19 protein-coding genes are annotated in these 18,766 nt (G+C 69.3%); 10 read left to right on the forward strand and 9 right to left on the reverse strand.

What is annotated here, in order from left to right:
• Positions 1 to 279 precede the first annotated feature (279 nt).
• Positions 280 to 456: a hypothetical protein gene (locus tag OVA30_RS11435; protein WP_003606666.1), complete on the forward strand. Its 177-nt coding sequence runs from the start codon at positions 280 to 282 to the stop codon at positions 454 to 456.
• Positions 457 to 683: 227 nt separating this feature from the next.
• On the opposite strand, the gene flgH is transcribed toward OVA30_RS11435, so the two are convergent.
• The 4 genes from flgH to flgF are packed head-to-tail and all read right to left on the reverse strand — an operon-like array spanning position 684 to position 4,112.
• On the reverse strand, positions 684 to 1,436 hold the full coding sequence (flgH, locus tag OVA30_RS11440; RefSeq protein WP_003606667.1) for a flagellar basal body L-ring protein FlgH: 753 nt from the start codon (positions 1,434 to 1,436) through the stop codon (positions 684 to 686).
• Between the two features lie 56 nt (positions 1,437 to 1,492).
• Positions 1,493 to 2,539 carry a flagellar basal body P-ring formation chaperone FlgA gene (gene flgA / locus OVA30_RS11445; RefSeq protein ID WP_268177487.1) on the reverse strand — a complete coding sequence of 349 codons (1,047 nt, stop codon included), beginning with the start codon at positions 2,537 to 2,539 and terminating at the stop codon, positions 1,493 to 1,495.
• Between the two features lie 14 nt (positions 2,540 to 2,553).
• Positions 2,554 to 3,345 (reverse strand): flagellar basal-body rod protein FlgG, encoded by a 792-nt coding sequence (gene flgG, locus OVA30_RS11450; protein WP_003606772.1) that lies wholly within the window; start codon positions 3,343 to 3,345, stop codon positions 2,554 to 2,556.
• A 26-nt stretch (positions 3,346 to 3,371) separates the two neighbouring features.
• Positions 3,372 to 4,112: a flagellar basal-body rod protein FlgF gene (gene flgF / locus OVA30_RS11455; RefSeq protein WP_076643388.1), complete on the reverse strand. Its 741-nt coding sequence runs from the start codon at positions 4,110 to 4,112 to the stop codon at positions 3,372 to 3,374.
• A gap of 274 nt (positions 4,113 to 4,386) precedes the next feature.
• On the opposite strand from flgF, the gene fliL reads away from it, so the two are divergent.
• From fliL to OVA30_RS11475, 4 genes are all read left to right on the forward strand, one after another.
• The gene (fliL, locus tag OVA30_RS11460) at positions 4,387 to 4,905 is read left to right on the forward strand and encodes a flagellar basal body-associated protein FliL (protein WP_056118252.1); all 519 of its coding nucleotides are present in this window, start codon (positions 4,387 to 4,389) and stop codon (positions 4,903 to 4,905) included.
• Between the two features lie 79 nt (positions 4,906 to 4,984).
• A complete protein-coding gene (gene fliM, locus OVA30_RS11465; protein WP_003606769.1) occupies positions 4,985 to 6,205 on the forward strand; it encodes a flagellar motor switch protein FliM in 1,221 nt (406 codons plus the stop codon).
• A gap of 13 nt (positions 6,206 to 6,218) precedes the next feature.
• Positions 6,219 to 6,707 carry a DUF6468 domain-containing protein gene (locus tag OVA30_RS11470; RefSeq protein ID WP_012753229.1) on the forward strand — a complete coding sequence of 163 codons (489 nt, stop codon included), beginning with the start codon at positions 6,219 to 6,221 and terminating at the stop codon, positions 6,705 to 6,707.
• The gene (locus OVA30_RS11475) at positions 6,704 to 7,501 is read left to right on the forward strand and encodes a MotE family protein (protein WP_003605014.1); all 798 of its coding nucleotides are present in this window, start codon (positions 6,704 to 6,706) and stop codon (positions 7,499 to 7,501) included. Before OVA30_RS11470 ends, OVA30_RS11475 begins: the two co-directional genes overlap by 4 nt.
• A gap of 3 nt (positions 7,502 to 7,504) precedes the next feature.
• Here the strand turns inward: OVA30_RS11475 and OVA30_RS11480 are convergent, their stop codons facing one another.
• Positions 7,505 to 7,999, reverse strand: coding sequence for a glutathione peroxidase (locus OVA30_RS11480; protein ID WP_268175498.1), 495 nt, complete (start codon positions 7,997 to 7,999; stop codon positions 7,505 to 7,507).
• 330 nt (positions 8,000 to 8,329) lie between these two features.
• Between OVA30_RS11480 and OVA30_RS11485 the strand changes: the two genes are divergently transcribed.
• From OVA30_RS11485 to OVA30_RS11495, 3 genes are read left to right on the forward strand one after another with little or no spacing between them, the layout of a single operon-like run.
• Positions 8,330 to 9,043, forward strand: a complete 714-nt coding sequence (locus OVA30_RS11485) for an invasion associated locus B family protein (RefSeq protein WP_268175499.1) — start codon at positions 8,330 to 8,332, stop codon at positions 9,041 to 9,043.
• Between the two features lie 46 nt (positions 9,044 to 9,089).
• Entirely contained in the window at positions 9,090 to 10,331 is a 1,242-nt protein-coding gene (locus OVA30_RS11490; RefSeq protein WP_268175500.1) for a lytic murein transglycosylase, read from the forward strand.
• 6 nt (positions 10,332 to 10,337) lie between these two features.
• Positions 10,338 to 10,922, forward strand: coding sequence for an NAD(P)H-dependent oxidoreductase (locus OVA30_RS11495; RefSeq protein ID WP_268175501.1), 585 nt, complete (start codon positions 10,338 to 10,340; stop codon positions 10,920 to 10,922).
• A 39-nt stretch (positions 10,923 to 10,961) separates the two neighbouring features.
• Here OVA30_RS11495 and OVA30_RS11500 read toward each other — a convergent pair whose 3' ends face one another.
• The 3 genes from OVA30_RS11500 to OVA30_RS11510 all read right to left on the reverse strand — a co-directional run bounded on the left by OVA30_RS11500 (position 10,962) and on the right by OVA30_RS11510 (position 14,008).
• Positions 10,962 to 11,846: an elongation factor G gene (locus OVA30_RS11500; protein ID WP_268175502.1), complete on the reverse strand. Its 885-nt coding sequence runs from the start codon at positions 11,844 to 11,846 to the stop codon at positions 10,962 to 10,964.
• A gap of 228 nt (positions 11,847 to 12,074) precedes the next feature.
• On the reverse strand, positions 12,075 to 12,470 hold the full coding sequence (locus OVA30_RS11505) for a GFA family protein (RefSeq protein WP_003605008.1): 396 nt from the start codon (positions 12,468 to 12,470) through the stop codon (positions 12,075 to 12,077).
• A 194-nt stretch (positions 12,471 to 12,664) separates the two neighbouring features.
• The gene (locus OVA30_RS11510; protein ID WP_003605007.1) at positions 12,665 to 14,008 is read right to left on the reverse strand and encodes a dicarboxylate/amino acid:cation symporter; all 1,344 of its coding nucleotides are present in this window, start codon (positions 14,006 to 14,008) and stop codon (positions 12,665 to 12,667) included.
• A gap of 311 nt (positions 14,009 to 14,319) precedes the next feature.
• Between OVA30_RS11510 and OVA30_RS11515 the strand changes: the two genes are divergently transcribed.
• Both OVA30_RS11515 and OVA30_RS11520 read left to right on the forward strand, forming a co-directional pair.
• The gene (locus OVA30_RS11515; RefSeq protein ID WP_268175503.1) at positions 14,320 to 16,197 is read left to right on the forward strand and encodes a sensor histidine kinase; all 1,878 of its coding nucleotides are present in this window, start codon (positions 14,320 to 14,322) and stop codon (positions 16,195 to 16,197) included.
• A complete protein-coding gene (locus tag OVA30_RS11520) occupies positions 16,194 to 17,546 on the forward strand; it encodes a sigma-54-dependent transcriptional regulator (RefSeq protein WP_268175504.1) in 1,353 nt (450 codons plus the stop codon). Before OVA30_RS11515 ends, OVA30_RS11520 begins: the two co-directional genes overlap by 4 nt.
• Before the next feature lie 13 nt (positions 17,547 to 17,559).
• Here OVA30_RS11520 and OVA30_RS11525 read toward each other — a convergent pair whose 3' ends face one another.
• Positions 17,560 to 18,618: a GGDEF domain-containing protein gene (locus OVA30_RS11525; RefSeq protein ID WP_268175505.1), complete on the reverse strand. Its 1,059-nt coding sequence runs from the start codon at positions 18,616 to 18,618 to the stop codon at positions 17,560 to 17,562.
• Between the last annotated feature and the right edge of the window lie 148 nt (positions 18,619 to 18,766).

Below are 18,766 nucleotides of genomic sequence, written 5' to 3' on the forward strand. Positions count from 1 at the left end.
CCGGCCGCGCATGGCCGGGCATCGATGGCGCGCGAGAAAAGCCGCGAGCGAACCACGCCGCCTCGGCCGCGCTGGGCCATGAGCCAGCGCCGTCCCGAAGCGCTACGGCCGGCTCACGGACGCTTTCCGCTCGCGAAGGCGTGAAGTGGTAGCGTTCCGAATCCCATCAGATACTTGCGAAAACTGGCAGCACCGCGGCTGAATAGCTAAGCACGATCTTCCGGAACTTTTCATCCGCGCGTCGCTTGCCCCCGAACACAATCATCGGAGGAAATGGCGATGTCGAACGACGTGCTCATTCCGCTGCTCGCCATCGTCACCATTGTCCTCGTCGCGGCCTTCGCGATCTGGCAGCGGGCCCGGGTGGCGCAGTCGAAGAACGACCCGCACCGCTCGGCCTTCACCCAGGCCCACGGCGAAGCGCCTCGCCCGAACCGGCCCGGCACCGAGCACTGACGCCTCCGGAGCGGCGCCCCGATAGGGGGCTGCCGGCTTTCGGAAGACGACGAAGCAGAACAACAGGAAAAAGCCTCGTCCCGGATCCGATAACCAGGACGAGGCTTTTGCTGTTTGCCGGGTGAAAGCGCCGGCGCCGTCCGGCTTGGAAGCACCTCACCGAATGCCCGGTCACCGCTTGTCTTCCCTTAGGGCATGGCGGTGGAGCGGGCGTTTCGCGGGAGCCGTTAGAACGGCAGCAGGATGTCCACGAGCTGCTGGCCGTAGCGGGGCTGCTGCACGTCGGTGATCTGGCCGCGGCCGCCATAGGCGATGCGGGCCTGGGCGATCTTGCTCGAATCGATGGTGTTGTCGGACTCGATGTCCTCGGGCCGCACCACGCCCGCCACGATCAGCTCGCGCACCTCGAAATTGATGCGGATCTCCTGCTTGCCCTCGACCACGAGGTTGCCGTTGGGCAGCACCTGCGTGACGACGGCGGCGACGTTGGTGGTCACCGTCTCGGCGCGCTGCACCGAGCCCGCTCCGTCGCTCGACGAGGTCGAGGTTCCGTTGATGAGCTTGTCGGGGGCGATGCCGGCCGCGGCCACGCCCGCGCTGTTCTCCAGGCCGAAGGCGTTGGGCAGGCCGAAGCCTTCCGCGTTGGTGCGCGAACGCTTGGTCTCGTTGTTGAGGTTGGCCCGGTCGGTCACGTTGACCTTGATAGTCAGCAGGTCGCCGATCCGCGCGGCGCGCTGGTCCTTGAAAAAGGCCCGCGAACCCGTGCGCCAGAGGGAGTTCGGTGCGTAGGAGACGGGGCTCGTGTCGGGCATCGCCATGCGCACCGGCCGGTAGCCGGGCTGGGCGGTCGGATCCTCGATCGCCGAGAGCGTCGGCGTGGCGCCGACCTGGGAGAGGCGGTCCACGGTATTGCAGGCGCCGAGCGGCGCGAGCGCCAGGATCACGGCAAGGCGGGAGAGGCGGGGACGGCGAGCGGTCATCGGATGGGTCCGGCGCTAGCGGGAAGGGGAGAAAGACGGAAGGGACGCGGCGCGGCTCACGGGGCCGCACTGGCCTGAAGGATCGGCTGAGGCTGCGGAGCCGGGCCGACTGAGACCCGCCCCGGGGCGATCACCACGGCTTGCAGCACCTTCTTCGAGGCGGCGTTCGTCACCGAGACGCTGGCGCCGATGCGGCCGCTCTCGTTGGCGATGCCGCGCAGCGACAGCGACACGCCGGGGGTCTCGAACACGATGGCGACGCTGTCGCCGCGGGCAACCAGATCCGGCGGCGCCACGTCGCCCGAGCGCAGGACGGCGCCGGCGCTGAGGGGACGCTGCGCCACCTGTCCGACGACCAGGGTCGGCGCGCCCTGCACGTCGTTGGGCACGCCGTCGCGCGGGCGGCGCTCGACGGTGAGGTCGGCGCTGGCGATCGCCTCGCCGCGGTTGAGGCTGCGGGTCAGCACCGCTACCTCGCGGGTCTCGACCGCCACGCCGGCCACCCGAAGCGAGGCTTGACGCTCGCCGAGCACCACGAGGCCGGCGACCCGGCGCGTGCGCGGATCGTAGGTGATGTCCACCGCCGCCGCCTGCCCGTCGAGGTCGAGCGGGGCGAGCAGCATCGGCGCATCGCCGTCAAGGCGCACCGAGAGGGATTTCGGATCGAGGCCGTAGCCGGTCTCCAGCGCGCGCTTCAGCGCCGCCTCGATCTCCGTCGCCCCGACCCGGCGGGCGGCGCGCTGCACCGTCACCTGGAGCCGCCCGCCGGTCTCGATCCCGGTCAGGCCGAGGGCGGCCGCCGCCTCGATGATGCGGCGGGCCTGGATCGTGCCGACCGCGCCGAGGGCCGGCGCGCGGAACAGCGCGCGGGCGGCGAGATCGGCGGGTGCACCTTCCACGAGGTCGCCGAAGCTGAGCGTGTCGCCGCGGGCGGTGACGTCGCCCCGCAGGCGCAGCGTCGTGCCGGCGGCCATCAGCGGCAGGGTGAACAACGTCACCGTGAGGAAGGCGGCCAGCGCGAGGACGGTCCGGCCGATCATGCCGCGCGAGAGCGGGGTGACGGCGAGCGGGACGGGACGGCGGATCGGCCGGAGGGCGTGCATCACGGGTCGAATCCTCAACCGCGGAACATCTGCGAGGTGGTGGAGAGCATCTGGTCGGCGGCGGTGACGACCTTGGAGTTCATCTCGTAGGCGCGCTGCGCCGCGATCAGCGACGAGATCTCGGTGACCGCGTTGACGTTGGCCTCTTCGAGGTAGCGCTGCTGCAGATTGCCGAAGCCTTCCGAGCCCGGCAGACCGGTGATGGCGGGGCCCGAGGCGGCGGTCTCGACGAAAAGGTTGTCGCCGATCGATTCGAGGCCGACCTTGTTGACGAAGCGGGCGAGCTGGAACTGGCCGAGCGCCTGCGGCGCGGTCTGGCCCGGCATGGTCGCCTGCACCGCGCCGGTGGCCGAGATCGTCACCGAGGTCGCGGTGTTCGGCACCGTCACGCCGGGATCGAGCAGGTAGCCGTCGCGGGTGACCATCTGCCCTTGCGCGTCGAGGTCGAACGAGCCGTCGCGGCTGTAGGCGGTGCGCCCGTCCGGCAGGCGGACGCGAAACAGGCCCTCGCCGCGGATCGCGACGTCGTAGTCCTTCTCGGTCTGCGCCAACGGCCCCTGACTCATCGCGCGGGCGGTCGAGGTGGTCTTCACACCCGAGCCCAGCGCGAGGCCGGCGGGCAGCATCGTGTTCTGGTCCGAGGTCGAGGAGCCGGAGCGGCGCAGGTTCTGGTAGAGCAGATCCTGGAAATGCACCTGCTGGCGCTTGTAGCCGGTGGTGCGCAGGTTCGCGATGTTGTTCGAGATGACCTGAACGTTGAGTTCCTGGGCCGCCATGCCCGTGGCGGCGGCGTAGAGGGCGCGCATCGGCGTCGGTCCTTAGAGCCGGGGTGTCAGGCGACGTCGGCGAGACGGCGGATCGCCGTGCCGCGCAGGTCGTCGAGGCGCGAAATCACGCTCGAGACCATCGAGTAGGTGCGGTTCACGTCCATCAGCCGGGTCATTTCGACCACCGGCTTCACGTTGGAGCGCTCCAGCGCGCCGGGCTCCAGATGGGCACCGGGGCCGGCGGGCCGGGCCGGCGCCTCGGACGAGAACAGGTTGGCGCCCTCCGACTTCAGCGCCTGCGCGTTGGCGAAGGTGACGAGGCGCAGCCGGCCGCGGATACCGAGATTGGTCGAGATCGTGCCGTCGGGGGCGATGGCGAGCCCCGTCTCCTGCTGGCCGATGGTGATCGGGCCGCCGTCGCCCTGCACCGCGTGGCCGTCCGAGGTGACGAGGTTGCCCGTGGCGTCGAGTTCGAAGGCGCCGTTGCGGGTGTAGCGCAGGCCCTGCGGCGTCTGGACGGCGAGGAAGGCGTCGCCGCGCAGGGCCACGTGCATCGGGTTGCTGTCAGGCTCCACCGGCCCCTGCGTGAGGTCGAGCGGGGTGCCCTGGTCGATGACGTAGGAGAGGCGGCGGTCGCTCCGCTGGAAGCTGTCGGCGGAGGCCACCGGCATCAGATATTCCTGGAAGCGGGCCGAGCGCGCCTTGAAGCCGGTGGTCGAGACGTTGGCCATGTTGTTGGCGATGACGTCGAGTTCGCGAGCCAGGGCGGTCTGGGCGGAGACTCCGACGAAGAGCGCGTTCTGCATGGTGTGCCTCGGATGGCGACGGGTTCGCTCCCTCCACCGCAGGGGCCGTGCCAATCCCGCAAACTTCGTTTTTACCTTAACAATCAGTAGTTTGATTGAAGCGAAGCCTTACGCCGACACCGGCCCGCCGGGGGACGGCGGCAAGTCCGACCCGGCAAGTTCTGCCGCCTTAACCGAGGGTTAACCACGTCGGCCGAGAACGGAAGGCAAGGGGATTGCGCGCCACGCGCGAGCCCCGCCCATCGCCCCGATCCGGTTTGCCGACGAGCAGCACATGGCCAAGAAGCCGAAGAAGGCGCCCGCGGCCGAAGGCGAGGAGGGCGCGGCGGAAGCGCCGAAGTCCAAGAAGAAGCTCATCATCATCGCCGCCGCGGTGCTGCTGCTCGGGGGCGGCGGGGGCGGGTTCTTCTTCATGAAGGGCCGGGCGGCGCATGCCGACGCCCACGGCGAGCACGGGGCCGAGAAGCTCGACCCGAAAGCGCAGGCCGTGTTCCTCGACATGCGCGACATGCTGGTGAATCTCAGCCCCGATCCGGGGGCGACCAAGTCCAACGTGCTCAAGCTGCGCGTCGCGCTGGAGCTGAAGGACGCCAAGGTCGAGGCGACGGTCAAGCCGCTGATGCCGCGGGTCGAGGATGCCTTCCAGACCTACCTGCGCGAGATCCGGGCGAGCGATCTCGCTGGTTCCGCCGGCCTCTACCGCCTGCGCGAGGAATTGCTGCGGCGGGTCAACATCGCGCTGCACCCGGCCAAGGCCGAGGCGGTGCTGTTCAAGGACGTGATCGTCCAGTGAACCGAGCGGCCGCCCCGTCCCCATACCCAGATCCCTCCGAATCCCCCTTTCGTAAGACAACCGCGAGCGCGCGACAGGCATGATCGGCCCCGAAGACGAGCTGGAGGACGATTGGGCGGCCGCCTTTGCCGAGCAGGGCGGCGAGGGCGGTGGCGGCGACGCGTCGCTGGCCGAGGAATGGGGCGCGGCGCTCGCCGAACAGGGCACGACCAAGAGTGCCGGCGACGTCGCCGCCGAATGGGCGACGATGATCGAGGACGGGGAGACCGAGAATCTCCCCGAACTCGCCGGCAACGACCGCATCCTGAACCAAGACGAGATCGACGGCGTCCTTGGCTTCTCCCTGCGCGAGCTCTCCGCCTCCGGTGCGGGGGGCGTGCGCGCCATCGTCGATTCGGGCGTCGTTCAGTACGAACGCCTGCCGATGCTGGAAATCGTTTTCGACCGGATGATCCGGTTGCTGTCGACCAGCCTGCGCAACTTCTTCCAGGACAACGTCGAGGTGACCCTCGACAACATCACCTCGGTCCGCTTCGGCGACTATCTCAACGCGATCCCGCTCCCGACCCTGCTCGGCGTGTTCAAGGCCGATGCCTGGGAGGGCTCGGGCCTCGTCACCGTCGAGCAGACGCTCGCCTACTCGACCATGGATCTCCTGCTCGGGGGCAAGCGCGGCGGCTCGTCGAGCCGGCTCGACGGGCGGCCCTTCACCACGATCGAGATGAGCCTGGTGCGCCGCCTCGTCGAGATCATCCTCACCGACCTCGAACTCTCGTTCCAGCCGCTCTCGCCGGTGCGCTTCGGCATCGACCGCATCGAGACCAACCCACGCTTCGCCACCATCACCCGGCCTGGCAACGCGGCGATCCTGATCACGCTCAAGCTCGACATGGACGGGCGCGGCGGCGGGATGCAGATCCTGTTCCCCTACGCGACGGTCGAGCCGATCCGTGACCTGCTGATGCAGAGCTTCATGGGCGAGCGGCTCGGGCGCGATCAGGTCTGGGAAAGCCACCTCGCCACCGAGATCTGGCAGGCGGATGTGGACATGGAGGCGGTGCTGCACGAGGTGACGCTGCCCCTGAAGCGGGTGCTCAACCTCAAGGTCGGCGACACGCTGATGTTCGACCGCAAGCCGTCCGACCTCATCACCGTGCGCTGCGGCGACTGGGCGCTGACGCAAGGGCGGATCGGCCGGATCGACGATGCGATCGCAGTGCAGATCGCCCGGCCGCTGCGGCAGTCCCGCACAACGCTGCAGGCCTACGAGATCTCGATGCAGAACCGTAACGACGGGTAGCGGCAGGAAGACCATGATGACCTTCTTCGTCTCGATGGCCGCCGACGTGCTCGTCGCCGTTCTTCTGGTCGCCACCATCGCCTCCTCGGTGAAGCTGTCGGGGCGCATCAACCGGCTCAAGGCGGACGAGGCGGCCCTGCGCTCCACCATCGGCGACCTCGTGGTGGCGAGCGCCACCGCCGAGCGAGCCATCGCCGGCCTGCGCGCCACCCTCGACGAGTGTGACCGGACGCTGACCGAGCGTCTCGCCGGCGCCGAGCGCACCAGCACCGATCTCGCCGCACATGTGCAGGCGGGGGAGAGCGTGATCAGCCGCATCGCGGCCATCGTCGGCCAGGCGCGGACCACGGCGGCGCCTGCCGCCGCCCCCGCCGCGCCGCGTCCGGTGGCCATCGAGGCCGTGCCCGCCATCGGCAATGGTGAGCGCGTCGGCGCGGCGCTCGCCGCGGCCCAGGCCCTGTCCGAACGCGCCCTCGACCGCCTCCGGGCCAGGGCCGCATGACCCTTCCCGCGCGCCGACTCGCACGTCTCGCGAGCCTTCCGGCGCGCCCCTTCCGGCTGCGCCTGATCGACGCCGTGACCCTGGCGGCGATCGGGCTTCTCGTGCTCAAGCTCACCGCGCTGGTGGCCGCGGACGAGCCGGCGCCCGGCGCGCCGCTGCCGGACTTCGCCCGCGTGCTGGCCAAGGCGCGCACCAATTACGAGCCGACCGACCCGACGACCACGGGCTCCGTCTCGGCGCCGCCGAAGACGGCGGAACCCGCCCCGCCGCCGGTCTACCAGCCGCAGGTCCCGGAGCCGGTCTCGGACAGCGAGCGGGCGATCCTGGAAAAGCTCGCGGCCCGCCGCGACACGCTCAAGCAGCGCCGGGACGAACTCGACCTGCGCGAACAGATGCTCAAGGATGCCGAGCGCAAGCTCGAAACCGGCGTGGCCGACCTGAAGGGCGCCGAGGACAAGGTCGGGTCCGAGGGGACCAAGCGGGCCGAGGCGGAGAAGGCCGGGATGAAGGGCATCGTCCTCATGTACGAGACGATGAAGCCGAAGGACGCGGCCCGGGTCTTCGACCGCCTGAACCTCGAGACACTGGTGCCGATCGTGACGGCGATGAACCCGCGCAAGATGGCCGAGGTGCTCGCCCTCATGGGCTCGGAGCCGGCCGAGAAGCTGACCGTGGCGCTCGCCAACCGCGCCCGCGGCCTCGAAGCGCCGCAGGCATCCGCCGCGATTCCCGGCCTGCCCCCCGGCGAGCTGCCGGCGATCGATCCGGGGCCGACGGCACGGGCGGGGCGGTAAGGGCTACTCGCCCGGCTCCGCAAGGGCGCGCTCGATTGCACCGTCCAGGGCCTCGGGCTTCGTGGACGGGGAGAAGCGGCCGATCACCCGGCCGTCCCGGCCGATCAGGAATTTCGTGAAATTCCACTTGATGGCCTGCGTGCCGAACAGGCCGGGCTTCTCGCGCTTGAGATCGACATAGAGCGGGTCGGCGCCCGGACCGTTGACCTCGATCTTGGCGAGGACCGGAAAGGTCACGTCGTAGGTCAGCGAGCAGAACTGCTCGATGGCGGTGGCATCGCCCGGCTCCTGTGCACCGAACTGGTTGCAGGGCAGGCCGAGCACCACGAGGCCGCGGGTACGATGGCGCCGCCATAGGGTCTCCAAGCCCTGATATTGCGGCGTGAACCCACATTTCGAGGCGGTGTTGACCACCAGAAGCACCTTGCCGCGATACTGCGACAGGGGATGCGGTCCGCCGCGCGCGTCGCGTGGGACGTGATCGTAGAGGTTGCTCATGACCGCTCCCAACGCCGTCGATTGCTCAATAGTCCCGTCTCCAAGGGTGATATTGTCCTGAATTTCGTGGAACGATTCCAGGCTCGACTGGAAATTCCATTGTCCCGTGCCGTGCGGCGTCCCTGCAATTGCATCCTTGATCAAGCGGGGCTAGAGCGCTCTCGGCTGGACCGGATACCGGCCCGGCGCAAGAGAGCACGTTAAAACAAGGGCTTAGTGTCTCCTACACAACTCCCGCCGGGCCAACGGGCCCGGAAGGGAGACGATCGGTGATCGGACTTTGTGTGAGGTAGTCTCAGAGCCCCGGACGACACTCGCAGGAGCTCCACCATGCCGTCCCTGTCTCGGCCGTCCCTGTCCCGCGGAACCGCGTCCTCCACGGCGCTTCTGCTCGCCGGATTGATGGCCCTGGTCGGGCCGGCCATCGCCTCCGCTCAGGATGCCACGCCCGAGGCCGCCCCCGCGGAGCCGGCCGCGCGACCGAAGCCGCGCCCGCGCAAGCCGGCACCGAAGAAGGAAGAGGCAAAAGAGCCGGCGAGCGCCGCGCCCTCCGGCACGGTGCTGGAACCCGCAGCGGCCTCCGGATCGGCCCAGTGGCCGCCCGGCGCCACCTCGGTCAGCGAGAGCTACGGCGATTGGACGATGAACTGCAACCGCGCCGAGGCGCGCACCGATTGCGTGATCATCCAGTCGCAGGGCGACCGGCGCACGGGCAAGCGGCTGTTCAGCGTCGAGCTGCGGCCGCCCAAGGACGGGAAGAGCGAGGGCCTGATCCTGATGCCGTTCGGCCTTCAGATCGAGCCCGGCGTCTCGTTCAAGCTCGACGACCGGCAACTCGGCAAGGGCGCGCCCTTCTCGTTCTGCGTCAGCGACGGCTGCCTCGTGCCGATCAGCCTGCCGACGCTGGCCACCGACACGATGAAGACGGCGACCAGCCTCACCGTCTCGGCGACGAAGCCGGACGCCAAGGAGCCGACGATCATCACCGTGCCGCTCGCCGGCTTCGCCGCCGCCTTCGCCCGGGCGACCGCCTTCGGAAGCTGACGCGCCCGGTCGCGCGATCGGCCGGAGAAATGGTAAGGCTGCGCCCATGCAGCCCTCTGCCAAAGCGCTCCTTCTCGCCACCGCGATCCTCGCCGGGCCGATCCCGGCGCGGGCCGAGGCACCGACCGACCCGGCGCCGCCTGATTTCGCGCACTGCCTCGGTGCCTTGAAGACGCTCGCCGAGGAGCGCGGCGTGCCGCGGACGGTGGCCGAGACGGCCCTGTCGGGGATCGCGCCCGATCCGTCGGTGGTGCCGGCGACCCAGTCGCAGGCCGAGTTCGTGAAGCCGGTCTGGGAGTATATCGAGGCGAGCGTCACGCCGGAGCGGATCGCGACGGGCCAAGCCAAGCTCGCCCAATGGTCCGAGGTGCTGGGGCGGATCGAGGCGGCCTACGGCGTCGATCGGCACGTTCTGGTCGCCTTCTGGGGCGTCGAGTCGAATTACGGGGCCGCCCTCGAAGGCGCCGGCATCCGTCCGGTCGTGCCGGCGCTGGCGACGCTGGCCTGCGGCGATCCCGCCCGGCCCGGCCTGTGGCGTGACGAACTCGTCGCGGCCCTGAAGATCCTTACCGACGGCGATGCCGACGCGGAACGGATGCGCGGATCCTGGGCCGGCGCCATGGGCCACACCCAGTTCATGCCGACCGCCTTCCTGCGCCACGCGGTGGATTTCGACGGCGACGGCCGGCGCGACATCTGGCACTCGGTGCCCGACGCGCTCGCCTCGACGGCCAATTTCCTGAAGCAGTCCGGCTGGCGCGCGGGCGAGGGCTGGGGCCTCGAGGTGCTGCTGCCGGACGGGTTCGATTACCGGGTTGCCGACGAGACCACCGAGCGGCCCTTTGCCGAATGGCAAAGGCTGGGCCTCAAGCCGGCCAACCGCGCCTTTCCCGATGGTGCGGAGCGCCGCGCTGCCCTGCTGCTGCCGACGGGCGCGAAGGGGCCGGCCTTCCTGCTGGAACCGAACTTCCGGGTGATCCTGCGCTACAACACGGCGCTCGCCTACGCGCTCACCGTGGCGCATCTCTCCGACCGGCTGCGCGGCGCACCGGGCTTCACCCGCGACTGGCCGCGGACCGACCGCATGCTCACGACGGAAGAGCGCACCGACCTGCAGACCCGGCTCGCCGCCCTCGGCCATCCGGTCGGCGGCGCCGACGGCAAGATCGGCCCGAAGACCCGCGCCGCGATCCGCGCCTTCCAGGAAGCCAAGGGCCTCGTCCCCGACGGCTATGCCGATGCCGCCCTGCTCGATCGGGTGCGAGCAGCAGACAAGCCAGCACCGTAGCCGCCGATGCGCGTCCTGCTGGTCCATTGCCATCCCCGCCGCGACAGCTTCAACGCGGCCCTGTGCGACACCGCTGCCATCGCGCTCGAAGCGGCGGGCCATGTGATCGAACGGCTCGATCTCTACGAAGAGGGTTTCGATCCGCGGCTGAGCGCGGGGGAACGGGGCGCCTATTACGACGAGGGTGCCGGGCGGCCGGACCTTGCCGGCCACATCGCCGCCCTGCGCCGGGCCGAGGCTTTGGTCCTCGTCTACCCGACATGGTGGTTCGGGCCGCCGGCCATGCTGAAAGGCTGGTTCGACCGGGTCTGGCTGCCGGGCGTGGCCTTCGCGCTGGGCGGGGCGAAGGTGCTGCAACCACGCCTCACCAACATCCGACGGATTGCCGTGGTGACGACCTACGGCTCGCCGCGCTGGCTGCTCTGGCTCGTCGGCTGGCCCGATTGGCGGATGTTCCGCTTCGGCATCCGCCCGCTTTGTGCCCCGCGCTGCCGGCTCGACTGGATCGCGCTCACCGGCATGGATGGGGCCACGCAGCCGATGCGCGCACGGTTCATCGAGCGGGTTCGCCGACGGCTGTCGGCGTTCTAATTCTCTTGCGCGAGCGCTCTCACGCTCGGCGCAAGATCCTCACGCGCCTAGCGCAGCAACCATCGGCGGCGGATCGAGATCCAACGATGGGACGGGTGCATAATGGCTGAATGCCATTGAAAAGCGGGCTTCGTCGCCGGGCACGGATTGCAAGCGCGAACCAAACCCAAGCATCTCAGCGAGAGGCACCGTCGCGGTGATGAGGGTCGCGTCGCTGCGCACGCTTCTGTCCCAGATCAGGCCGCGGCGACCTTGCAAGTCGCTGATCACCCATGCGGCGGATCGCTCCGGTACGGCGATTTCGACTGCCATGATCGGCTCGGCGAGCACGGCGCTGCCGTGAAGCGCCTCACGGAAAGCTGCGCGGGCTGCGATTTCGAAGGCGAGGGGCGAAGAATCGATCTCGTGATAAGCGCCGTCGATCAGTTCAGCGGTGACGTCGATCACGGGACAGCCGGCCACGACACCGGCGGTCAGCACCGAAGCGACGCCCCTCTCGATACCATCGACGTACTCGATCGGCAGAATCCCTTCGGTGATCGTCGCGTTGAAGACGTTGCCGACACCGGGCTCGCTCGGTTCGAACCGGAGCTTCACGCGCGCGAACTGGCTTTCGTTGCCTTTGATCACACGCTTGTGCAGGAAGTCGATCTCACGTCGCCGGGTCAGTCTCTCGCGATAAGCGACCTGCAGCCGCCCGGTCTCGAAGGCGATCGGACCGGCTCGGAGACGCTCGAGTGCGGCGCCGAGACACCGCTCGGTCCCGGCTTTGAAGATGAATTGGCCGGTTGTCGAATCGGTCGAGAAATCGAGGCCCGGAGTCTCGGCCACCAATTCCAGCAATGCGCTGCGCAGGCTGCTCCGGTTATCGTCGGACACCGCCGCGACGGAGATCTCGATCAGCGGCCACGGCGCACTCGGCATGACGGGCTCTTGGCAGGCGACGGACCGGCTATCCGCCCGTTCTGCTTCGCAGGCGCATCAGGCAAATGCAACATAGGGTAGAATACAAAGCCCCACGCATGTCCCGGAGGAGACCTCATACAATCGACGACGATGAGGGTTCATCGCCGATTGCCCAGGCGGCGGCGCGGCGAGCTTCCGCAGAACGCCCGGAAAGCGAGCATCGGTCGGGGTCCATACAGCTTGGTATCAACCGCCCGGAAATCGCTCGAAGCTTGGCAACCGGTGCGCCTCCTCCATCCAGGCGACGCGTTCGGCCACCTGGATATGCGCCTGCGGCGGCAGGGCTTCGGGCGTATCGAGGGTGCCGGTCTGCACGTCGATCATGCCCGGCAGGGTCTGCTCGTTGACGTAGAACAGGCCGGTGCCGCAACGCCCGCAGAAATGCCGCCGTCCGTGCTCTGATGAGGCGTAGACCGAGGGCTCGCCGGAGATCGTCACGCGCTCGGCCGGCACCGTCGCCCAGCCGACCATCGGCGCGCCGGAATGGCGCCGGCAATCCGAGCAGTGGCAGAGCGTGTTGTGGGCCACCTCGCTCGGCATCTCGTAGGTGATGGCCCCGCAATGGCAGCGTCCCTTGAGCATGAAACCTCCTCGAATCGCCAAGCAGCGATGCGCCGGAGGATAGAGCATCGTCTCCAAGGATCGGTAAGAACAGACGCTGCGAAAATGCGCTCCGAGAGGCCTCAGAAAGCGAGAAACCGCGGCAGCCCTCTTCCAGGCTGCCGCGGCTCCCATACCGGACGAAGGACGCAGGACGGTGCGCCCTCCTGACCGGATCACTCAGCCGGCTGAAGGACCGGGGCAGGGGTCGCCTCGGCGACCGGCTTGCCACCCAGCGCGGCGTGAAGCTTGGCCTCGTCGACCTCACCTTCCCAGCGGGCGACGACGATGCAGGCGACCGCGTTGCCGATGAAGTTGGTGAGGGCGCGGCACTCCGACATGAAGCGGTCGATGCCGAGGATCAGCGCCATGCCGACGACCGGCACGGAGGGAACGACGGCGAGCGTCGCGGCCAAGGTGATGAAGCCCGAGCCGGTCACGCCCGCAGCGCCCTTCGAGGAGAGCATGGCCACCAGCAGCAGCAGGATCTGCTCGCCATAGGTGATTGGGGTGTCGGTGGCCTGGGCGATGAAGAGCGCCGCCATCGTCATGTAGATGTTGGTGCCGTCGAGGTTGAACGAGTAGCCGGTCGGGACCACGAGGCCGACGACGGGGCGCGAGCAGCCGGCCTTCTCCATCTTGTCGATGAGCGAGGGCAGGGCCGACTCCGAGGAGGAGGTGCCGAGCACCAGCATCAGCTCTTCCTTGATGTAGCGGATGAGCTTGAGGATGGAGAAGCCGTTGTAGCGGGCGACCGCGCCGAGCACGCCGAGCACGAAGATCGCCGAGGTCAGGTAGAAGGCGCCGACGAGGTAGGCGAGGTTGGCGAGCGAGGAGATGCCGTACTTGCCGATGGTGAAGGCCATCGCGCCGAAGGCACCGATGGGGGCGACCTTCATGATGATGTTGACGACGCCGAAGATCGCCTCCGACATCACCTTGATGATGTCGAGCACCGGCTTGCCGCGCTCGCCGAGGAAGGCGAGGCCGAAGCCGAACAGCACCGAGAAGAACAGCACCTGGAGGATTTCACCGCCCGCGAACGCACCGACGGCCGTCGTCGGGATGATGTTCATCAGGAAGTCGGCGATGTTCTGCTCCTTGGCCTTGCCGGCATAGGTCGCGACCGCCTTCGGATCGAGCGAGTTAGGGTCGATATGCAGGCCGTGGCCGGGCTGGAGCACGTTGGCGACGACGAGGCCGACGATCAGGGCCAGCGTCGAGAAAGTGATGAAGTAGATGAGCGCCTTGCCGCCAACGCGGCCGACCTTCTCGAGATTGGTCATGCCGGCAATGCCGGAGACGACGGTGAGGAAGATCACCGGCGCGATGATCATCTTGACGAGCTTGATGAAGGCGTCGCCGAGCGGCTTCATGTCGGCGCCCAGCTTCGGGTAGAAATGCCCGAGGGCAATGCCGATGGCGACGGCGACCAGCACCTGGAAGTACAGCGTGCGATAGAGCGGCTTGGGTGCGGGCGGCGCGTGGGGCGCGGTCAAAGGGGACGGCACGGTGGCCATGGGCGTTTCTCCCTGTCGGACGGTGGGCGGTCCGTCGGATCGGTTCGCCGGACGCCTCCCGAGGAGGATTCCGGTACCGTCCGCTCTTGCTTTTGGCCTCGCGGCACACAGCTCTGCAGTTCAGTCATGGCTGCGTTACGATCAGGGAATGGCAACCGGCATGCCAATCCGAGGGCGCCGATAACTTTTTGTTAAAGCACTGAAATGAATGATATTTCACGTTCGCAGGTGCAAGGCGCTGGAATGCTTGGTGCGGTGATCCGCACGCAGGGTTCCGGATCGTTCCGGAATTTCGCACTGGACTTGCCGCGGTGATCGTCGCCGCTCCGCTTTCCGCGAAAGATTACCGGCGCGCACTCGTGGTGCTGGCGGGGCTCGCGGCTCTGCTGCTGTCGGGCTGGCTCGGCGGGCGGATGGCGGAACGGTGGGCGCTGACCGATCTGCGGCGTTCGGCCTCCTCGACGCTCGGACTCCAGGTCGCAGCGCTTCGAGCCGAGATGCAGGCGCAGAGTTCGCTGCCGCTTGCGCTCGCCGCGGACCCCGAGATCGCCCGCATCGTGGCACCTGCGCCCGACCCCGAACTCGTCGAGGGTGTGAATGGCCGCCTCGCTCAGATCGCCGAGGCGACCGGGGCCGCGGTGATCTACGTGATGGGCACCGACGGCGTGACGGTCGCCGCGAGCAACGCGACCTCGGAAAAGAGCTTCCTCGGCCGCAACTACGGCTTTCGCCCCTATTTCAGGGAATCGATGGCGACCGGCTCCGGCTCGCAATTCGCCCTCGGCACCGTCAGCGGCCGGCCGGGCTACTATCTCGCCCGCCGGCTGCCCCGCGCGGCCGGCGTCGTCGTCGTGAAGATCGAGTTCGACGCGATCGAGGCGGCATGGCGCACGAGCCGCGAGAGCGTGTTCGTCACCGATGCCCGCGGTATCGTGCTGGTGGCGAGCGACCCGGCCTGGCGCTTCAAGGCGCTGCGCGCCATCGACGAGGCGGAGCGCAAGCGCATCCGTGAGGCGCTCGAATTCGGCGAAGCGACGCTCTTGCCCCTGCCGCTCTACGCCGATCTCGGCGCCGACGATCTCGTCCGGGTCGGCGGTAGCGCCAAGCCCGCTTGGCCGGCGCTGATGCTCGACGCCCCGATCCCCGGCACCGAATGGCGCCTCCACACCCTGACCCCGATCGCCGCCGCGGTTCAGCGCGAGCGGGCACAGGGCCGGGTGATCGCCCTGCTGACGACGAGTCTCGCCTGGGCCGGGCTCGCCATGCTGATGGGCCGGCGGCGGCGGATGCGGACCCGGCTTGCCGAGGCGGCCGCCCGGCGCGAGGACCTGGAAGCGCGAGTGGCCGAGCGCACGCACGCGCTCAGCGAGGCCAACCGGCAGCTTCTCGCCGAGATCGAGGAGCGCCGCCGCGCCGAGGCCGAGCGCGAGCGCCTCGGCCGCGAACTGGCCCAGGCCGGGCGGCTCGCGGCTTTGGGTCAATTCGCGGCCAGCATGGCTCACGAGATCAACCAGCCGCTCGCCGCGATCCGCTCCTATGCCGACAACACCGCGATTCTCGTGCGCCGCGGGCGCGTCGAGGATGCGGCGGAGAACGTCTCGGCGATCGGTCGGCTGACCGAGCGCATCGGCACCCTGACCCGCCAGCTCAAGGGCTTCGCCCGCCGGGCCTCGGGCCGGCGCGAGCCGGTGCGCCTGGCCGACATCGTCCGCGGGAGCCTCGAAGTCGTCTCCTGGCGCGCCGCGCAAGCCGGCATCGCCCTCGATGCGCCGCTTCCCGCGCCCGATCTCGCCGTGCTCGGCGACGGGCCGCGCCTGGAACAGGTCGTCGTCAACTTGCTGCAGAACGCCCTCGACGCCGTGACCGGCCGCCCGGAGCCGCGGATCGCCCTACGGGTCGAGGCGAGCGAGGAGCGGATCGCGGTCGAGGTCGCCGACAACGGGCCGGGTATCCCGGAAGCCGTGCGGGCGCAGGTGTTCGACCCGTTCTTCACCACGAAATCGGAAGGCCTCGGGCTCGGTCTGGCGATCTGCCGCGGGATCGTCGAGGAATGCGGCGGAACGCTCGGGCTGCACTCGGGCGCCGACGGCACGACCTTCCGGATGGAGTTGACCCGCGCCCCCGCCCCGGCGGACGCGGCGCAGGACAAGCGGAACGCGAAGCCGGTCGGGAGCCTGGAGGCCATATGAGCAGCGAGCCGGACGGCGCGTCCGAGCGGATCGTCTTCATCGACGACGAGGAGGACGTGCGGCGCGCCAACCGCCAGAGCCTCGAACTCGACGGCTTCCAGGTCGAGACCTTCGAGGCGGGGGAACCCGCGCTCGCGGCGATCCGGGCCGAGCCACCGGGGGTGGTCGTCACCGACGTGCGCCTGCCGGGTCTCGACGGGCGCGCCCTGTTGGAGCGGATCCAGGCCGAGGACCCGGACCTGCCCGTGATCCTCATCACCGGGCACGGCGACATCTCGATGGCGGTCGCGGCGATGCGCTCGGGCGCCTACGATTTCCTGGCCAAACCCTATCCGGCCGAAGCGCTGATGGGTTCGGTGCGTCGCGCCCTCGACCGCCGCCGCCTCGTTCTGGAAAACCGCAGGCTCATCGCCCGGCTCGACGCGGCGGTCGAGGAGGATCCCGCCTTCCTCGGCATTTCGCCGGAAATCGTGCGCCTGCGCCGCCTCGTGCGCGACGTGGCCGGCGCCGATGTCGACGTGCTGGTGCTCGGCGAGACAGGCTCCGGCAAGGAGGTGGTGGCCAACGCCCTCCACCGCTGGAGCCGGCGCGCCTCGAAGAACTTCGTCGCGATGAATTGCGGCGCGCTGCCCGACAGCGTGGTGGAGAGCGAGCTCTTCGGCCACGAGGCCGGCGCCTTCACCGGGGCGCTCAAGCGCCGGGTCGGGCGCATCGAGCACGCGCAAGGGGGCACGCTGTTCCTCGACGAGATCGAGAGCATGCCGCTGGCGCTTCAGGTGAAGCTGCTGCGCGTGCTGCAGGAGCGGGTGGTCGAGCCGCTCGGCACCAACGAACGGCGGCCGATCGATATGCGGGTCGTCTCGGCCACGAAGGTCGATCTCGGCCAGGAGGCCGCCGCCGGCACGTTCCGCGACGACCTCTACCACCGGCTCAACGTCGTCACGGTCGTGATCCCGCCCCTGCGCGAGCGGCGTGAGGACATCCTGATGCTGTTCCAGCACTTCCTGGCCCGCGCCGCCGCCCGGTTCGGACGCGAGGCGCCCCCGGTGACGGCGGCGATGCGCGATCACCTCCTGCGCCATTCCTGGCCGGGCAACGTGCGTGAACTCGATCATTTCGCCGAACGCTGCGCGCTGGGCCTCGCCGGTCAGGCCGCCCCGGAGGCAGCGCCGATGGCGGTTCTCAGCCTGTCCGACCAGGTCGAGCGGTTCGAGCGCGGGCTGATCCGGGAGGAGCTGATCATGGCCGGCGGCGACGTGCGGCTGGCGGCCGAGTCCCTCGGCGTGCCGCGCAAGACCCTCTACGACAAGATCGCCCGCTACGGCCTCGCGCCGACCGATTTCCGCTGATCGCCGCGCGCCCTCACGCGACCGCGGCCCGCGGCGTCGGGCAGACGCGGTCGCGGCCGGTCCGCTTGGCCTCGTAGAGCGCGCGGTCGGCCCGCTCGATCACGTCGCGGGCGGCTTCACCCGGTCGGTACTGTGCGACGCCGGCCGAGATCGTGACCTGTGCCACGACATCGCCGGTGCCGCGCTTGACCAGCCGCTGACCCCGCAGCCGGCCGCAGATCTCCTGGGCGAGCGCGACGCCGGCACCGATGCCGGCCTCGCCGAGCACGATCGCGAATTCCTCGCCGCCGTAGCGCGCGGCGAGGTCGCGATCCGTCGTCTTCGCGCTGAGCAGCCGTCCGACGAGGCGCAGCACCTGATCGCCGAAGCGGTGGCCGTGCCGGTCGTTGAGGCCCTTGAAGTGGTCGATGTCGAGCATGAGCAGCGAGAAGGTGCTGCCGGAATCGCTCCGGGTCCGGGCGATCGAGTCGCGCAGGAAGCCGTCGAAGGTCTTGCGGTTGGCAAGCCCCGTCAGGGCATCGGTCGCCGCCGCGCGCTGCGTCTCGACGAGATCCTTGTGCAGCTTGGCGATGTGGGCGGCGGAGGCCGAGAGCTGCTCCTCCAGCAAGTGGTTGCGGGTCTGCGCCTGCTCGGTCTCGCCGATCAGGGCGACGAGCGCCGTCATCAGCTCATCGGCGGTCGGACGTGCATTCAGGCGGCCGGACCAATGGGTCAGGGCGTCACCATAGCCGGCGAGCGCCCTCCGGCTGCCCGCGACGCGCTCCGCCAGGGTACCGGCCGCCTCCGCCAGCCGGCCCGCCCCATCGAGCACGGAGGCCTCCGTCCCGGTCCCGGCGATACAAGCGTCGTAGAGCGCGCTCGCCTGCTCCTCGGTCAGCGTTCCACCGGGTGCCAGACAGGCCGCGAGGCGTTCGCTCAGCGGCGGATTGGCGCCGGCGAAGAAGGTGTGCAGCAATTCGTAGTTCCGCGGGGAGGGCGGCAGCGCATACTGCCGCAGCGCCTCCCAGGCGCGGTGCGCGGGAGCCAGAGCGCGGTCGAGGTCCGGATCCGCCTGCTGCATCTGTCCCTGCATCACCGCCCCTCGAGCGCTTTCCGACGAAGCGGGTTCCGGTTCATCGAAAGAAAGCGCCGCAAACAAGAGGATAGAGCGGTGCCCGACCCAACGGGGTCGGACACCGCTCTCGCCATCGACGTCACCGCCGAAGCGATAGCCGATTACT

Origin of the sequence: Methylorubrum sp. SL192 (assembly GCF_026672325.1) — a bacterium.
Classification (GTDB): Bacteria; Pseudomonadota; Alphaproteobacteria; order Rhizobiales; family Beijerinckiaceae; genus Methylobacterium; species Methylobacterium extorquens.

Coding starts and splice junctions, on each gene's coding strand:
- OVA30_RS11435 (WP_003606666.1), top strand. CDS start 280: ATGTCGAACGACGTGCTCATTCCGCTGCTCGCCATCGTCACCATTGTC.
- flgH (WP_003606667.1), bottom strand. CDS start 1,436: ATGACCGCTCGCCGTCCCCGCCTCTCCCGCCTTGCCGTGATCCTGGCG.
- flgA (WP_268177487.1), bottom strand. CDS start 2,539: ATGCACGCCCTCCGGCCGATCCGCCGTCCCGTCCCGCTCGCCGTCACC.
- flgG (WP_003606772.1), bottom strand. CDS start 3,345: ATGCGCGCCCTCTACGCCGCCGCCACGGGCATGGCGGCCCAGGAACTC.
- flgF (WP_076643388.1), bottom strand. CDS start 4,112: ATGCAGAACGCGCTCTTCGTCGGAGTCTCCGCCCAGACCGCCCTGGCT.
- fliL (WP_056118252.1), top strand. CDS start 4,387: ATGGCCAAGAAGCCGAAGAAGGCGCCCGCGGCCGAAGGCGAGGAGGGC.
- fliM (WP_003606769.1), top strand. CDS start 4,985: ATGATCGGCCCCGAAGACGAGCTGGAGGACGATTGGGCGGCCGCCTTT.
- OVA30_RS11470 (WP_012753229.1), top strand. CDS start 6,219: ATGATGACCTTCTTCGTCTCGATGGCCGCCGACGTGCTCGTCGCCGTT.
- OVA30_RS11475 (WP_003605014.1), top strand. CDS start 6,704: ATGACCCTTCCCGCGCGCCGACTCGCACGTCTCGCGAGCCTTCCGGCG.
- OVA30_RS11480 (WP_268175498.1), bottom strand. CDS start 7,999: ATGAGCAACCTCTACGATCACGTCCCACGCGACGCGCGCGGCGGACCG.
- OVA30_RS11485 (WP_268175499.1), top strand. CDS start 8,330: ATGCCGTCCCTGTCTCGGCCGTCCCTGTCCCGCGGAACCGCGTCCTCC.
- OVA30_RS11490 (WP_268175500.1), top strand. CDS start 9,090: ATGCAGCCCTCTGCCAAAGCGCTCCTTCTCGCCACCGCGATCCTCGCC.
- OVA30_RS11495 (WP_268175501.1), top strand. CDS start 10,338: ATGCGCGTCCTGCTGGTCCATTGCCATCCCCGCCGCGACAGCTTCAAC.
- OVA30_RS11500 (WP_268175502.1), bottom strand. CDS start 11,846: ATGCCGAGTGCGCCGTGGCCGCTGATCGAGATCTCCGTCGCGGCGGTG.
- OVA30_RS11505 (WP_003605008.1), bottom strand. CDS start 12,470: ATGCTCAAGGGACGCTGCCATTGCGGGGCCATCACCTACGAGATGCCG.
- OVA30_RS11510 (WP_003605007.1), bottom strand. CDS start 14,008: ATGGCCACCGTGCCGTCCCCTTTGACCGCGCCCCACGCGCCGCCCGCA.
- OVA30_RS11520 (WP_268175504.1), top strand. CDS start 16,194: ATGAGCAGCGAGCCGGACGGCGCGTCCGAGCGGATCGTCTTCATCGAC.
- OVA30_RS11525 (WP_268175505.1), bottom strand. CDS start 18,618: ATGCAGGGACAGATGCAGCAGGCGGATCCGGACCTCGACCGCGCTCTG.